7 protein-coding genes are annotated in these 16,113 nt (G+C 65.5%); 1 reads left to right on the top strand and 6 read right to left on the bottom strand.

Features of this window, described 5'->3' with window-relative positions; genetic code table 11:
* Positions 1-412, top strand: a 412-nt coding sequence (locus HNR60_RS07060; protein ID WP_184255793.1) for a tyrosine-type recombinase/integrase, incomplete at its 5' end; no start/stop codon positions are given.
* A 194-nt stretch (positions 413-606) separates the two neighbouring features.
* Here HNR60_RS07060 and HNR60_RS07055 read toward each other — a convergent pair.
* The 6 genes from HNR60_RS07055 to HNR60_RS07030 all read right to left on the bottom strand — a co-directional run bounded on the left by HNR60_RS07055 (position 607) and on the right by HNR60_RS07030 (position 16,102).
* Positions 607-1,980, bottom strand: a complete 1,374-nt coding sequence (locus tag HNR60_RS07055; RefSeq protein ID WP_184255791.1) for an aminotransferase family protein — start codon at positions 1,978-1,980, stop codon at positions 607-609.
* Between the two features lie 85 nt (positions 1,981-2,065).
* Entirely contained in the window at positions 2,066-3,508 is a 1,443-nt protein-coding gene (locus HNR60_RS07050) for a KamA family radical SAM protein (protein ID WP_184255789.1), read from the bottom strand.
* Between the two features lie 201 nt (positions 3,509-3,709).
* Positions 3,710-4,480 (bottom strand): acyl-CoA dehydratase activase, encoded by a 771-nt coding sequence (locus HNR60_RS07045; RefSeq protein WP_011472513.1) that lies wholly within the window; start codon positions 4,478-4,480, stop codon positions 3,710-3,712.
* Positions 4,481-4,493: 13 nt separating this feature from the next.
* Positions 4,494-5,711, bottom strand: a complete 1,218-nt coding sequence (locus tag HNR60_RS07040) for a 2-hydroxyacyl-CoA dehydratase family protein (RefSeq protein ID WP_184255787.1) — start codon at positions 5,709-5,711, stop codon at positions 4,494-4,496.
* A gap of 9 nt (positions 5,712-5,720) precedes the next feature.
* Positions 5,721-6,851 (bottom strand): 2-hydroxyacyl-CoA dehydratase subunit D, encoded by a 1,131-nt coding sequence (locus tag HNR60_RS07035; RefSeq protein ID WP_184255785.1) that lies wholly within the window; start codon positions 6,849-6,851, stop codon positions 5,721-5,723.
* Positions 6,848-16,102 carry a non-ribosomal peptide synthetase gene (locus HNR60_RS07030; protein WP_246432851.1) on the bottom strand — a complete coding sequence of 3,085 codons (9,255 nt, stop codon included), beginning with the start codon at positions 16,100-16,102 and terminating at the stop codon, positions 6,848-6,850. Before HNR60_RS07030 ends, HNR60_RS07035 begins: the two co-directional genes overlap by 4 nt.
* Between the last annotated feature and the right edge of the window lie 11 nt (positions 16,103-16,113).

Below are 16,113 nucleotides of genomic sequence, written 5' to 3'. Positions count from 1 at the left end.
GCGGTCAACCCACCGCTTTCCTGCAAAATCGAAGACTTGCACGAACTCGATTAACCCGAAAAATCAGGCGCTTCCGAATTGTTCACGGACGACTCTGGACGTGTCAGGCTATGATGCGTGCAAGATTATCGAAGAACAGGGCTGCTTCTCAAACATTCGCGAAGGCCGGATCTTTCCCTACAAGGGACGATCTGTTGGCACAGCATTCCGTCGCCAGTGTCGAGAACTGAAAATCGCAGACCTTCATTTCCACGATCTACGCCACGAAGCCACCAGCCGCCTATTTGAAGCAGGTTTTTCGATAGAACAAGTGGCGTTGGTGACTGGGCACAAGGATTGGACAATGTTGCGCCGTTACACTCACCTTAAGCCCGAGACCCTGCATCAAATACGCGCGACGCGGATGGCGTGATTCAGTCAATCATCGGTGATGACGTCGTATCGCTACTAATGAGTCTCGCTGCCAAAGAGTTTGGGAGGCGAGTCGGTAGAGCGCTACAGCTTTTCCTCACACCACCCAACTCTGCGATATGTTCTCCGATTGTTTGCTTCACCATTCTCCTGCGCAGGATCGCTCATCTCTGAGATCCCCCCAAAAGAGTCTGTCTAAAAGAGCCGAGCGGCCGCTGCATCCGCTGCCAACTTGTTGAGCGAACGGGCGATCCGCTCCAGGATGAGGTCGATATCCGCGCGCGTCACCACCAGGGGCGGCGCGACGATGAACCATTGTCCGAACCGCCCGCCCGCCGTCTCGCGGGCGTAAACCAGGAGGCCGAGGTCGAGCGCGTGACGACGCAGCCGGTTGAGGGCCTGAAACTCGCGCGGCAAGGGTGCTTTGGTCGATTTGTCCGCGACCAGTTCAACCGCGAGCAGCAAGCCCAATCCACGAACGTCGCCGACCAGCGGACACGATTCCTTCAGCGCCTCAAGACCGATCCGCAGCTCTGTTCCCCGCCTTGTGGCGTTGGCGCAAAGATCGAGCCTGTCGAATTCGTCGAGTACCGCAAGCCCCGCTGCGCACGACACCGGGTTCGCATTGTAGGAATAGCTGAAATTGAACCCACTCAGGCGCGCCAGCGTATCGGCATGAGTTGCTGACACGAACATCGCTCCGAGCGGCGCGTAACCGGCGCCCAGACCCTTGGCCTGCACGATGATGTCGGGCCGGCTGTCGGGCCAATGATGCGCTGCGAAGAACTTGCCGGTTCGGCCGGTGCCGCACACCGCCTCGTCGAATATCAGGAATACGCCGTGACGGCTGCAGGTGGCGCGAATGGCCTTGAAGAAACCCGCCGGCGGCACCACCGCGCCGGTGGAGACCCCGCCGATCGGCTCGACCAGGAGCGCCAGAACGGTCTCGGGGCCGAGCGCAACGATCGTTTGCTCAATGGCCTGGGCGCAGGCCGCGGCACTCGACTCCGGCGTCTCGCCCGGATTCAGGCGATAGGTGAACGGCGCCGGCACCGCGTGCGCCGCTTCGGCGAATCCTTCGAAGAAAGGCTGCAGCAGATCGTTTCCGCCAGCTGCCAGCGACGCGATCGTCGCCCCATGATAGGAGGGATTGAGTGAAATGATCCGGCAGCGCGATGCCTGATTGGTCGCAAGCGCATATTGGCGCGCAAACTTCAGCGCATTGTCGATCGCTTCGCTACCCCCCGACGCGAAACTGACACGTTCGAACCCGGCGCCGGCCATCCCGCACAGCCGCGCGGCGTAATCGAGGTTGGTCCGGCTTCGGGCGACCTGGGTGTAGGCGTAATCGAGTTGCAAAGTCTGGCGCGTCATTGCGGCGACGACGTTGCGATTGCCGTGCCCGAGCGCGCTCACCATGGGGCCGGACGATGCGTCGATGTATTCCTTGCCGTCCTCGTCCCAGAAACGAATCCCCTCGGCCCGTGCCATCATCGGGAGCGGCACCGCCTGCGGCCGGGCGTAGAACACATCCTGGGTCCCGCCGATCTCGGGGAAATCGATCGCCATCAACATCCATCCTTCGGAAGGCCGGGTCCGACCGTCGTCAGGTCAACACCATCCCGGACTACGGCTCGCCTTCCTCCGCAGGGCATCAGTCCAGCAGGCATTCTGTAAGCGCATGTAGCGGAGCTGTTCGATCGCGGTCGCCGGCCTGCTCGAAGGCAAACCGCTCGCCCCCGAATGCCGGCCGCATCTGATCGAGCCAGGTTGCGCCGGGATCGAAGGCGGCGAAGAACACCGTCTGGTTCAGTCTCGCGTCCCGTGCCTGAAGGAAATCGCAGACCAGAATCTGCTCCCGCGGATCGGCCGATGGCATGGCGCCGCCGCCGTTGTGCAACACCGCGGGCAGTTGGCGATCCAGCAATTCGCTGCGCGCGACGACCCCGAGGATTCTGATCTTTCCGGGAAGCACGGACATCGTCGGCCCTTGCGCCGCGCGCGCCAGGCCGGAGACGTTCGCGGCGGCACGCCGGAAAATCTCGTGGGCGCGGACCAGCGGCACCGAGAAATAGTCGCGGGGGCCGGTGTCTCGCTCGATGAACATGTAATACGGGATCAGTCCGAGCCGCACGCCGCTGCGCCATAGCTCCGACCACAGCTCGGGGGCATCGTTGACGTGACGGATCAGCGGCGCCTGCATTCTGATCTGGGCGCCGGTGTCGCGGATGCGCCGGATCGCCTCGCGGGCGAGCGCGGGCTTAAGTTCGACCGGATGAGTGTAGTGCCCCATGATCGCGAGATGGCGGTTTGCCGCAGCAACCTCCTCGAACAGCCTGAGGCAATCGTCGGCGTCGGCATCGGACACGAACCTGTGCGGCCAGTAGGCGACCGATTTGGTACCGATCCGAATGTTCTGGATGTGCGCCAGTTCGGGTGCCAACAGCGGCTCGATGTAGCGCCGAAGCGTTCGGGTTGCCATGATCATCGGATCGCCTCCGGTGATCAGAACGTCGGTGACTTCCGGGTGCGCACGGAGATAGGCGACGAGGTCGGAGGTGCTCCGCGTTTCGATCCGCATGCCTTGCATGCCGACAAACTGCGCCCAGCGGAAACAATAGGTGCAATAGGCGTGGCAGGTCTGGCCCTGGGCCGGAAAGAACACCACCGTCTCACGATATTTGTGCTGCACGCCCGGGAGCGGACGACCGGCGAGCGTCGCCGTGTTGTGGGTGAGCTGGCCGCCGGGATGCGGGTTGAGGCGGCGGCGAATCCGATCGACCGCACGCGCCAGCGCCTCGCTATCGTCGGCGCTCTCCACCAGGGTTCGAACGTCGTCGAAATCAGCCTCCGACAGCATGCCACGCTGTGGGAATACCAGCTGAAAGATCGGATCGTCCGGCACCCGCGACCAATCGATCAGGTTCTCTACCACGTAGCGGTTGGTGCGGAACGGCAGCACCCGCGCCACGATGTCGATCTCGTGGCGAAGCTGCGCGTCGAGCTTCTGCCACTCCGGCAGCTCGGAAAGGTTGCTGCGGCCGATCGCGTGATAGTGGGTCGGCTCTGTCGAGCCGGGCATCGTCACGGTCGTCATGCTCGCCCCCCGAACAGGCCGTTGTTTCGCCATCGCGCGACACAATGCATGATCAGGCTTCTCGGAGTCGTCCCGCTCCGCCCCTGCCGCTGCAGCCTGGCCTTGTTCGAGGATCGCTGCTTGGTTCGCCGCATCATGCTGTGAGTTTCCATTTCATCTCGATCTTCGATCGGACGGTCGGCTGTGATATTCCGGACCGCCTCAGGCCAGTCGCTGGGCGATGTAGGCGGCACCGATCGCGCCTCGCACCTGCGGATTGTCGACGATGTAGATGCTGGTCTGCAGTTTATCTTCGAGCGCGCGGACCACGCCGCTGTTGAGCGCCACGCCGCCGCTCATCCCGACCGGCCCGCTGATTCCGACCTGGCGCAGCAGCACCACCGCGCGCTGGGCGATCGAGTCGTGAACGGCGCGGACGATGTCGGGCACCGGCGTTCCGACGGCGACCAGGGAAACGATCTCGGTCTCGGCAAAGACCGCGCAGGTGCTGCTGATCCGCAGCGGGTTGCGCGCCAGCGCCGAGGCTTCGCCGAGCTCGGAGAGCCCGATGCCCATCGCACGCGCCGTCACCTCGAGAAAGCGTCCGCAGCCGGCGGCGCATTTGTCGTTCATGACGAACTGTTCGACGCGCCCGCCGTCGTCGATCCGGATGGCCTTGCTGTCCTGGCCGCCGATCTCAAGAATGGTCCGGATGTCCGGGTTCCTGAGATGCATGCCGATGCCGTGGCAGGTGATCTCCGAAACGTGCTTGTCGGCGAACGGCAGGTTCTCCCGCCCGTACCCCGTCGAAACCACGAATTTGACGTCGCCCCGCGTCAACCCGGACGCCGCGAGCACGTTTTCAAACGTCGTTTCGGCGGCTTTGCGGTTGGTGCCGCCGGTCAGGACCACGTCGAAAGCCACCACCTCGTCGTTCTCCATCAGGACCGACTTGGTCGACAGCGAACCGATATCAATGCCGAGCGTAATCATCGCATCCTCTCATTCACTGCAATGTTTCCAGAAACGCGTCGACGCGGTTCTTGATATGGGGGAAGGCGTAATTGTTGCGATCGACGGGATCGATGCTGATCGTCAGGTTCTTGATTCGCTTGCGAGCCGCCAGAGATCGGAACGTCGGACCGATCGCCATCATGTTGCGGCATCCCCAGGTGTTGGCGATGATATATCCCTCGACCTGGTACGCGTCGCTGATGTGATCGAGGTCGCGTTCCATTCGTTCCGCGTTCCAGTGATAGCGGATCGCGCGCTCGGCAATGCTTCGCAGCGGTTGCTCTTCGTCGAGCGCCATCAGGTTCGCTTCCCACAGCGGCGCCCAGTACAGCACGTCGACGGATCGGCCGAGATGACGAAGCAGTTCGTCGGATTCGCCCGGGGTCTGGCCGATCCACATCACCCGCGGGCGCGTCGGCGCCTCAGCCTTGGCCAGTACCACCGCCTCCTCATACAAGGTCTTGCAGAGATCGATGTTCTCCGCGGCGCCAAAATAATTCATCCCGAAGATCTCCAGAAGCTCGCGCGCCACGCCGGGCAAGGCGTGGCGTTCGAGCAGCAGAGCCGCTTTCCGGTAGTACTCACGGGCGCGATTCGAATTCACGATGCTGCTGCGCAGGAACTCCGGATCCGGATCGGACTGAAACACCCCGGCGATCCGGGTCAGCATGATCTCGATCTGCTGGACGAGATAGTCGAGCGCATCCTGATCCAGCAGGTTCGGCGTGTGCAGCGCGAAGGTCGGCACCCCGTAGCGCTTGCCGGACATGAAGATGGTCTTGAGAAGCCCCTCGCAGGGCTGGTCGTTGGTGAGCACGAAGTCGGGCCGCGGATAGCATTCGGCGAGCATCATCCCGAACGGCCCGCGAAGGAACGAACAGATGTCGCGGGACAGCTCGCGCTCCTGGGTGAGCCGGAACACCTGGTCGATGTCAAGCGACTGCGCCAGCATGTTCGACATCGACTCGATGTTCCACGGCAGAACACCGGCGGCGAAGACGATCTCGGTCGGGAACTGCTCGGAAACATAAGCGACCTTCGCATCGGCCCTGTAGGCCTCGGCGATCCGGTCGCAGTTCACGACCGAGCGCATCCGGGTCGCGGCGAGCGCCGGCGCGGCATCCTCCGATGGCGCCCGCTGGCGTCCGATGAGACGTAGCATGTTCTCGTATTGAGTGGCGCGCTGCTGCGCGATGCTGTCAAAGTCCATCTCGCCTCCTCAGAAAAATCGCGGCTCCAGGAACGTCTCGATGCGCGTCTTGATGCTGGCGATATTGCTGCCGTTGTGCTCGCCTTCGATGAACAGAACGGGGATCTGCTGCTCGCGCAATTTTTCCTTGATGTAGGGGTAGTCGTGCAGATTGGTGTCGCAGAATTTCAGGGCGAAGTAGATCACCGATTCCACGCGATAGTCCCGCACCAGGTCGAACAGGTGCCGCAGCCGAATGTCGGTGTCGATGCAGCGCGCGCTGGTGTGCTTTTCGAGATAGTAGTCCGCGATGGCCGCGACCGGCTCCGCGTCGGCATCGATCCGCCCCTCGAAATACTTCACCCCGTTGCTGATATCCCCGCAGACGATGTCGGCGCCGGTGGCCTCGATGACCTCCACGATCGCCGGCTGGTCGAAATAGCTGCCGCAGATCAACACCCGGTGCCGCGGCCGGCCGGCCCGGGGTTGCTGCGACGCCGCGGCGTCGAGCAGCGCCGCCAGGCGATCGTTGAATTCGTCCTTCAGCCCCGTTGTTGCCGCCTTCACGAGGTCGATCGACTGCTGGCCCGTCAGCAGCGGGCTGCCGCGCTTGTTGCCGTCGTAGAGCCGCTGCATCAGCTCGCGCGTGCGGTTGCACCGCGCGATGCCGTCGCGCAGCGCACCCTCGCCGATCGGCCGGCCGTAGCGCTGCTCCAGCCGGCGGATCAGCTTGCGAAGCTGACCGGCGAAGAACGATTTCGACAATGGACTCGCGTCGTTGGGAAGTTCGAGGAACCAGCTTTCACAACCGGGAACGGTCCGGGCCCAGGTCTCCCACAGCCGCTTGCGCATATCGCAGGCATCGACGAACACGACCGCGTCCGCGAAGCCATAGACGCCGGCGAGCCCCTCGCCGAAACAGCTCAGCACGTAGGAGCAGTAGTTGCTGCCAAGATGCACGCTCGCCCCGTCGGTTTCGGTGCTGAACTCGCCGGTCAGCCGGAACGGGATCGCGCCCGCGGCCAACAGGATTTCCTCAGGGGTCTGGATCGACAGGTAACCGATCTTCGGCCGGTCGATGCCGGCGAGGAGCGCAAGGCGATCGCGGTGCAGCTCGAGCACATCTTCAACCGCGGCGGCGATGGAATCCGGTCGCGTCATGGCGGCGTCGTTTCCCCTGTTGGCGTGATGGCCTGGCGTTCGCCGCGCAAAGCCTCCGAGAGATGGCGGGAAAGGTTCGCGATCGACGGCGCCTGCAGCCATCGGCACAGGTCCGGGGCGACGCCGAACCGGGCCGCGAGGCGCGCCTGCAACGTCATCGCCGCAAGCGAGGTCAGGCCGACACTGCGCAGGTCGGCCGCGGGGTCGACTGCGGACGCCCCGACAAGCTCCTCGACGATGGTCCGGATCTCGGGAACGAGGCTCGGCTCCGCGGCATCTTCCGCCGGCATCGGCGGCGATGGCTGCTCCGGTATCGGCAGAGCCTCGACTTCGACCCGATCCGTCTCGTCGCGCTGGATGGCGGCGACCTGGACATAGGCCTCCGGGATCATGTACCGCGGCAGCCACTCGGCGAGATGTCGCTTCAGGTCGCGGACCAAGGCCGAGGCCGATTCCGGCAGCACGCCGGTGGTGACGATGAGCGCGCACAGCGTCGGCTGGAGCTGATCCGCCTCGCCCTGCACGATGGCCGCGTCCGCAACGTTTGCATGCCCGCGCAAGCAATGTTCGATCTCGGCCAGATAGACGCGATGGCCGTCGATCTCTACAACGCCGCCGCGGTCCATCAGTTCGATGCCGCCGTCCGCGAGCCGTTTTGCGCGAAGACCGGAGCGAAAGATGCGACCGTCGGGGACGTGCGGGTTTGCCGTGAAACGCCGCGAGGTCGAAGGCTCCTCGCCGAGATATCCGCGCGCCAGGCCGGCCCCGCCGAGGCAGAGTTCGCCGGTTACCCCGATCGGGAGAAGGCTGTCGTCGTGACCGAGGATATAGGTCTGCGAACCGACAATAGGCGCGCCGACGAGGCTTCCGGCGGTCTCGGACGTCACCGGCTTGCACGTCGTCACCTCGCTGTGCTCCGGCAGGCCGAAGCAACTGACGAGTTCGTAATTGCCGCGCCGCAGCGGGGTGATGGCGCCGCCGGTTGTGATCAGCGTCCGCAACGGCAGATCCGCGGTCCCGGCGAGCCGATCACATAGCATCGCCGGCAGCCAGCCGACCGTGACGCCGTGGTCGCTCACGCCCTTCGCCAGCGTCGTGGCAGACCGCCGCGCCTCCTCCGGTGCGATCCAGACCGAGGCGCCGGCGCACAGCGTCGCGATCAGCGTGAGCAAGGCGGCGCCCGAGCTCAGGTCGCCGTACATCACAGTGCGATCAGCCTCGACGATCGCGAACCTGGCGATGAACCATCGGGCGCGGTCGAGCAGTGATCGGTGCTCGATCATGACGTGCTTGCGAATGCCGCTGCGGTCCGTCGCCACGCCGACGACGGCAAGCGCATTCGGATCAGCCGGACCATCGGGGAGAGCCGCGACCGTTTCCGCTTCGCTCGCGTCGTCGAGCAGCAGCGCCGGGATGCCGAGTTCGGCCAGCTTGGCGTCGTGGTCGCAGACCAGCAGCGCCGCGCCGGTCTCGGCGAGCCGGGCCGCGACCCGCCGCGGCGGATCGTCGGCTGCGAGCGGAATGCAGACTGCGCCGGTCGCCCAGATTGCAAGGACCGCGGCGACCATCTCTACCGAGGGACGAGCGAGGAGCGCCACAATCATTCCCGGCCCGACACCTTCCGCCGCCAACCGCCTTCCGAGCCGCTGCGTGCATTGGTGGAGGGCGCGGTAGGTTACGGTGCCGCCGTCAAAGGCCACGGCGACGCGATCCGGAGCGGCGCGGGCCCGCCGCTCGAACGGGGTGGCCACGGTTGCCGCCGCCCAAGCGTCGTCGTCGCCGGCCGGAGCGGCGTCCCCGATGCCGGTTAGCAAGGCCGCCTTTTCGGCCGGCGTCACGATCTCGATTTGCCGCAGCGTCCGGCTGGGATCCGCAACGACCTGGCCGAGAATGTGCAGATATTGGCCGACAATCCGCGCCGCCGTACTGCGGCGGAACAGATCCGTGTTGTATTCGATTTCGATATCGAGGCGCCCCGGACGCTCGACCGCCCCCATCGTCAGGTCGAACTTCGCCACGTTGTAATGCGGGTCGATCTCTTCGATCTCGAGCCCTGGAATCTCGATACTGGTGAAGGCTTGATCCTGAACGACGAACACCGCGCTGAACAACAATTTCCCGGTGGCGGCGTTGTGCTGCACCATGATGTCCCAGAGCTGATACTCCTGGTGCTCGACGGCGCCGCGCACCCCGGCCTTGACCTCCTGAAGGAATTCGTCGAAACGCCGCTCGGCGCGCGGCCGGCTGCGGATGACGTGGGTGCTGACGAACATCCCGACCACGTCGTGAACGTCGGCGAGATAGCGGCCGACCGTCGGGACGCCGACGATGATGTCCTCGCTGCCGCTGTATTTGGAGAGCAGTACGTTGTAGGCGGCGAGCAGCAGCACGTAGAGCGTGACGCCCTCGCGCGCGCAAAGCGCCTTGAGGCCGTCGTGCAGCGCCGTCTCCGCGGTGCAATTGATCCGGCTTCCGGCGAATGCGAAGGCCTCTTTGCGCGGAAAATCCGACTCAAGCCGGATCGTGGCGGGAGGCGAATCCAGGACCCGGCGCCAATAGGCTTCATGGGCGCGCATCCGATCGCTGCGCAGATGGCCTTGAAGCCACTCCGCAAAATCCTTGTAGGTGATGGCGGGACACGGCGGATGCGAACCGGCATAGAGCGCCGCGATCTCCTTGAACAGCAACCCCATCGAGGTGCCGTCGCTGACCAGGTGGTGCATGTCGATGAGGAGAACATGGCGGCCGGGGCCGCGCGGCACCACCGCCGCGCGGATCAGCGGCGGCGCCGACAGCTGGAACGGCCGGATGAAGTCGCGCGTCACCTCCCCGATCTCCGCATCGCCGCAGCCGGGCAGACGGGCGATCGAGAAACCCACCTTCGGAACGACGTATTGGACAACACCGCCGTCCACGCTGATGAAGCCGGTGCGCAGCGCTTCATTCCGGTCGATGACCTCGCGGAACGCGGCTTCGAGCCGGGCAATGTCGAGGTTGCCGCCGATCTCGAACGCCATCGGAAGATTGTATTCGACGCCGCCGCGGGCCGTGCAGACCGCATAGAGCAGCGCCTGGGTCGGCGTTGTGGCGTAGTGCAGGCGGTTCTCCACCGGCACCAATTGCGGCGTCGCGCTCTCCGACCCCGCCGCGAAGTCCTCCGCCAACCTGGCGACGGTCGGCCGGTCGAATACCGCGCCGAGCGCGACGGCGGAGCCGAACGCCTTGTTGGCCTTGGCGATCATGATGGTGGCGCGCAGCGAATCGCCGCCGATCGCGAAAAAATTGTCGTGAATGCCGACATGCTGCCGGTCCAGAACCTGCTGCCAGATCGCGGCCAGCCGAGCTTCGGTGGAGGTGCGGGGAGCCTCGCCGGTGTCCGGGGCGTCGCTGTCCGCGGGCGGCAGCGCCGCCAGATCGACCTTGCCGCGCGCATTCAGCGGGATTTCGTCCAGCGTCACGAAAAACGCCGGCAGCATGTAGTTAGGAAGCCGCTGGCCGAGAGAGCCGCGCAGATCGGCGAGGCGCGCGGCGTCGCGCCAGGCGATATAGGCGCAGAGCTGCTTGTCGCCGTTGCGATCTTCGCGGGCGACGACGACGGCATCCTGCACCGCCTCATGGCCGAGGATCGCGGTTTCGACCTCGCGCGGCTCGATGCGGCAGCCGCGAATCTTCACCTGGCCGTCGCTGCGTCCGAGATAGTCGATCGATCCATCCGGCCGCCACCGCGCCACATCCCCGGTCCGGTACATCCGTTCGCCCGGTTCGAACGGGTTGGCGACGAATTTCTCGGCCGTCCGCACCGGATCGCCGAGATAGCCGCGCGCGAGCCCTGCTCCGGCGATGCACAGTTCGCCCGGAACGCCGATCGGAACCAGCTTGTCGGCCTTGTCGAGCAAGTAGACGCGGATATTGCCGATCGGCTTGCCGATCGAGATCGGTCCGTCTGCCGCGACGACAAAGCCGCTGGTCGCCACCACGGTGCTCTCGGTCGGCCCGTAATTGTTGACGAGCTGGTAGCGGCCGCGGCCGCCGCGGCGCAGCCGGTCGCCGCCGGTCAGCAACAGCCGCAGCGACCGATTGTCGAACGGCAAAAAGAGTTCGCAAATCTGCGTCGGCAGGAAGCTGACGGTGATGCCAGCGTCGTCGAAATAGCGCGCCAGCCGGGCGAGGTCGAGCCGGATCTCATGCGGGACAATGTGCAGCGCGGCGCCGGCCTGCAGCGAGGGAAGGATCTCCCACACCGAGGCATCGAAACTGAAGCGGGCGTATTTGGTGGTGCGGTCGGCGCTGGACAGCGCGAAGCTGCGGATGTGCCAGGCGCAAAGGTTGTTGACCGCGGAATGCTCGACCATGACGCCTTTCGGCACCCCGGTGGTGCCGGAGGTGTAGATGACATAGGCGAGGTTTCGGCTGGATGCGGTGCCCCCGAGATTGCTGTCGTCGCCCTGGTAGAGCGCCGGCTGGCTGAGGTCGAGCGACGGCCGGCCCGCCTCGCCCCACGGCTCGACGCCGGCGAAAACAACCAGCTTGGCCTTGCTATCCTCCAGCATCATCGCGGCGCGATCGGCGGGGCAGTCGGCATCGATCGGCAGATAGGCCGCCCCGGCCTTGAGGATCGCCAGGATGCCGATCATCATTTCGGGCGACGGCTCTGCCACGATGCCGACCACATCCTCGACGGCGATGCCGGTGCTAACCAGCAGGCGCGCGAGCTGGTTGGCGCGTCGGTTCAATTCCCCGTAAGAGAGCGTCTGCATGCCGGACACGACGGCCGCTGCGTCCGGCGTCCGGTCCGCCTGCTCCTCGATGAGTTCGTGAACGGTACGGTCTGCCGGATAGCTGGCCTCGGAGCGGTTGAACTCCACCAGGACTTGCCGGCGCTCCTGCTCGGTCAGCGGATCGAGATCGCGGAGCATCCGCGCTGGGTCAGACGCAATCTGCTCCAGCAGATGCACGAAGTGGTCCGCCATGCGCTCGATGGTGTCGCGCCGGAACAGGCCGGTGCAGTATTCCAGTTCGAAGACGATGGAGTCGTCGCGCTCTTCGGCCAGCAGGGTCAGGTCGAACTTCGAGATCTTCCAGGGCACGTCCTCAAGGCGAAGGGTGACGCCATCGGCCTGGAACGCCCTGCGTCCGCCCTCGAGCGTCGCAAACACCGTGTCGAACAGCGGATTCCGACCGAGATCGCGTTCGATCTCGAGCCTGTCCACCAACTCTTCGAACTGGTAGTCCTGGTTGCTGTAGGCATCCAGCGCGTGCGCCTTCACGGTGTCGAGATAGTCGACGAAGCGAAGCTCGCCGCGCGGCCGGTTGCGCGTCGCCAACGTGTTGACGAACATCCCGACCACCCGCTGCAGCGAGGCCATCCTCCGCCCCGCCACCGGGATGCCGACGACGATATCCTCCTGGCCGGTGTACTTCGACAGCAGCACCGTGTAGGCGGCCAGCAGCGTCATGAACGGGGTCGCGCCGGCCGCCCGTCCGATCGCGCGCAGCCGTTCGGCGAGCGCCGCATCGATCGTGAAGCGCACGAGGTCCCCATCGAACGAGCGGATGGCCCCGCGCGGAAAATCGGTGGGAAGCGCAAGGACCGGCGCTCCTCCCTCGAACACCGCTCGCCAATACGCCTCCTGGTCCCGAACCTCCGCGCTCGCGGAACGGGCATGCTGCCAGGCGGCGTAGTCCCTGTACCGGACAGCCACGCCCTCCAGCGTCTGGCCTTCGTAGAGCGCGCGCAGATCGTCGATGATGATGTCGATCGAAAGCCCGTCGGCGACGCTGTGGTGGAGATCGACGAGAATCGTGTGCTCGACCGGGCCGGCCTCCAGGATGGTCGCTCGGAGCAACGGCGCCCGCTCGAGGTCGAACGGGCGGACAAACCCCTCGATCGCCTGCGCAAGCGATGCAGAGGCGCTGGAAGGCTGGCCTTCGAAGGCGAAATCGACCTTAGCATGCACCTTCTGGACGATCTGGTCGTCGATCAGCAGGAATGAGGTCCGCAGCGACTCGTGCCGCGCCAGCAGCGCGCGGAAGGCGCCGAGCCAGCGCGCACGATCGAACGGCCCGGTCACGTTCAATGCGAACGGGACGTTGTACTGAACATCCTGTGGCGCCAGTTGATGGATGATGAACAGCCGCTTCTGCGCCGCCGAGACCGGGTAATATTCCCGCGGAGCGACGGCTGCTATCTCTGCGCACGGGTCCTCCCTGGTTTCATCGACCAGGCCGGCGAGGCCGCGGATGGTCCGGCGCACGAAGGCGTCGCGCAACGTGACGCCGGCGTGCAGCTCGCGGTTGACGCGGGCAATCATCAGGGTCGCCTTCAGCGACTGCCCGCCGAGATCGAAGAAGTCATCGTCAAGCCCAATCCGCTGAACGCCCAGCACCTGCTCCCAAATGCCGGCGATCGCGCGTTCCGCGGCGGTGCCGGGCGCGGCTGAGCCGCGGCTTCCGGTCGGCTCGCCCGGATCGGGCAGCGCTGTCCGGTCGACCTTGCCGCTGCGCCCGATCGGAAGGCGATCGACGAGAACCACGCGCGCCGGGACCATGTGCGCCGGCAGGCACTGCGCCAGATGGCGACGGAGGACGGCGGTCTCGATCGCGCCGGTCGCGACGACATAGGCGCACAGATAGCGATCGCCGGCGGCGTCGGTCCGCGCCGCCACCACGGCATCGATCACCCCGGCGCAACGCAGCAACGCCGTCTCGATCTCTCCGAGTTCGATCCGGAAGCCGCGCAGCTTGACCTGGTCGTCGTTGCGCCCGAGGAATTCCAGCGCACCGCTTGGCAGAGCGCGCGCGAGATCACCTGTCTTGTAGAGACGGATCTCGCGGCCACCGAGGCGCTGCATGACAAACCGTTCGGCCGTCATCTCGGGATTGTTCAGGTAGCCGTCGGCCAGGCAGGCCCCAGCGATATGCAATTCGCCGATCGCTCCCCTCGGCACCGGCAGCCCGTAGCGGTCGAGCACCAGGACCGCGACATTGTCGATCGCCGTTCCTATCGGTACCGACGCCGCCTTGTCGACCGCCGGGTCGAATTTGTAGATCATGCAGCCGACTGCCGCCTCGGTCGGTCCGTACTCGTTGTAAAGCTCGACACGGCCGTCGAAGCCGCTGTCGACTTTCCTCGCCAGGCCGGTCTTGAAATCCTCACCGCCGACGATCAGCGTGCGCAGCCGGCGGTTGGCGGGAGCACCATCGCGCATTGCCTCGGCGAGCAACGCCAGATGCGTCGGAGTGAGCTTGAGCACCTCGATCTGATCGTCGCGAAGAATATCCCGCATCAATCCCATGGCGTCTTCGTTCCGGTAAACGACGATCCGGTTTCCCGAGACCAGCGGCGCGAAAACAGATGTAATGGTGAGATCGACCGAAAGCGGCGAATGCAGCGCGAAGGCGGCGGGCGCATCGCCGATATAGGCCCGCACCGCCCAGCCGACGTAATTGGCGAGCGCGCGGTGCGAGATCATCACGCCCTTCGGCACGCCGGTCGAGCCCGAGGTGTAGATCACGTAAGCAAGGTCGCCGCCGGTCACCGCGGCGGGGTCCGGCAGCTCGCTCCCCACGTCGCTGGCGGCGAGGTCGAGGATGAGATCCACCGGACCGAGGCCCGCGAGCGGATGGGCGTCGCTCGGCAGCAGCGCCACCGCCATCCCCGACCCCGCCGCGATCGCCCGGAAGCGGTCCGCCGGCGTGCTGGGGTCGAGCGGAAGGAATGCGGCGCCGAGTTTGAGGATGCCGAGGATCGCCGCAACCGCCTCGATCGACGGCGCGGCGACGAGGCCGACGATCGCCCCCCGTCCCGCTCCGGCCGCCTGCAGCCGCACCGCGACCGCGTTCGCGAGGCGGTCGAGCGTCGCGTAGTCGATCGTCTTGCCGTCGCAGGCAATCGCGGGTGCCGCCGGATTTGTGCGAGCCTGGATCTCGAACAGTTCCACCACGCTCCGCGCCGCCTCCGTCGGCTGCGGCAAACCCGTGACAACGGCACGCCTTTCCTCGACGCTCGACACGTCGATGTCACGCAGCGAAATTGCGGGGTCGGCCACAACGGCCTCGAGCGCCGTGACGTAATGGGCGGACAGGCGTTCGATCGTGTCGCGACGGAACAGGTCGGTGCAATACTCGAAGTCGAATTCCAGCTCGCCGTGCTGTTGCTCGATCACGGTCAAGGTGAGGTCGAACTTGGCGATCGCATAATCGAGCTCGTAGGGGCTGAATTCGATGCCGCCATAGGCCGTCGGCGTTGCATTCGAGGACAGCGCGGTGAACATCGTGTCGAACAGCGGGCCGCGGCCGAGATCGCGCGGCGGTGCGATGCGATCGACGAGATCTTCGAACTGACTGTCCTGGTTCTCGAATGCGTCGAGGCACTCGTCGCGAACCTGCTGCAGGTAGTCGCCGAAAGCGAGCTCGCCGCGAGGCCGGCTGCGCAGCGCCAGGGTATTGACGAACAAGCCGACCACGCCCTGGAACCGCTCGGCGTTGCGGCCCGCTGCGAGCGTGCCGACCACCAGGTCGTCCTGGCCGGTATATTTCGAGAGCACGACGTAGTAGGCGGCGAGCAGCAACATGTACATCGACACGCGGTGGCGCGCCGCGAGTTCGCGCAACGCGGCGCTGAGCCGCGGATTGGGACGAAGCCTCACCCGGTCGCCGTCAAACGATTGCGTGCTCGGCCGCGGGAAGTCGGTCGGCAGATTCAGCGCCGGCCGCTCGCCCGCGAGCAGGCCGAGCCAATAGTTCTGCTGCTGCCCGGCCGCCTCGCTGCCGGCGAAGTCGCGCTGCCAGAGCGCGAAATCCTTGTAGTCGGCCGGCAGCGGAGGCAGCGTCTGGCCGTCGTAGAGCCGGCCGAGTTCGTCGCTCAGGATGTCGATCGACACGCCGTCGCAGATGATGTGGTGCAGATCGAGCAAAAGCACGTGCTCGAGCGAGCCCAGCCTGATCAGACAGGCCCGCAGCAGCGGCGGGCGATTGAGATCGAACGGCCGGACGAAACGCCGCTTGATCGCTTCGACCTCGCTCTTGCTGCGCGCCCTCTCGACATCGAGCGGGACGCGGAGCGGCGCCTGACGCGTCTGGATGATCGTCTCGTCAGCGATCCCGAACGACGTCCTCAAGCTGTCATGGCGCGTCACCAGCGCCGACAGCGCGTCCTGCAGCCGGGCCGTGTCGAGCTTGCCGTTCAGCCGGATCGCGACCGGCACGTTGTAGGCGATACTGTCCGGCGACAGCCGGTTGAGGACATACATCCGCCTCTGGT

The organism is Rhodopseudomonas rhenobacensis, assembly GCF_014203125.1.
GTDB lineage: Bacteria > Pseudomonadota > Alphaproteobacteria > Rhizobiales > Xanthobacteraceae > Rhodopseudomonas_A > Rhodopseudomonas_A rhenobacensis.
The sequence above is the reverse complement of the archived record's forward strand: the minus strand, read 5'-3'. Positions and strand labels throughout refer to the sequence as shown.